Raw genomic sequence first — 392 nt, 5'->3', positions numbered from 1 at the left:
CGCTAGGGCCGAACGACTTGGCCGGGCTCTCCATCCTGAAACCGCAGCCCAACTGGCCCCACACCGTCAGGATCATGAACACCTACTATAGTAATCTGATCGAAGGCCACAACACCCGGCCACGTGAGATCGAGCAGGCCCTGCAGGGAATTAAGCCCGAGGACGATCGGCGCGACCTCAAGATCGAAGCCGTCGCCCACTATCGTGTTCAGCAGGAGATCGACGAGCGAGAGGCGGCAGGGATGTTGCCTGATCCTGCATCGATAGAATTCATCCGCTATCTTCACCGCGCCTTTTATGATGGCGCAACAGTAAAGATGCTGACGATTGTCGGTAACCACCACAGCTTTGTTATGACGCCCGGCGAATGGCGGCGAGGGGAGGAGCAGGAC

Annotated in this window: 1 pseudogene; it reads left to right on the top strand. The window is 58.2% G+C overall.

The annotated features are described in order from the left end of the window. Nucleotides 1-74: 74 nt before the first annotated feature. Nucleotides 75-392, top strand: a pseudogene (locus AB4Z23_RS28870) (Fic family protein); the annotation flags it as partial.

Origin of the sequence: Agrobacterium sp. MCAB5 (genome assembly GCF_052114365.1) — a bacterium.
Taxonomy (GTDB): domain Bacteria; phylum Pseudomonadota; class Alphaproteobacteria; order Rhizobiales; family Rhizobiaceae; genus Agrobacterium; species Agrobacterium tumefaciens.
Note: the sequence above shows the minus strand (reverse complement) of the source record. Positions and strands in the feature narration are given on the sequence as shown.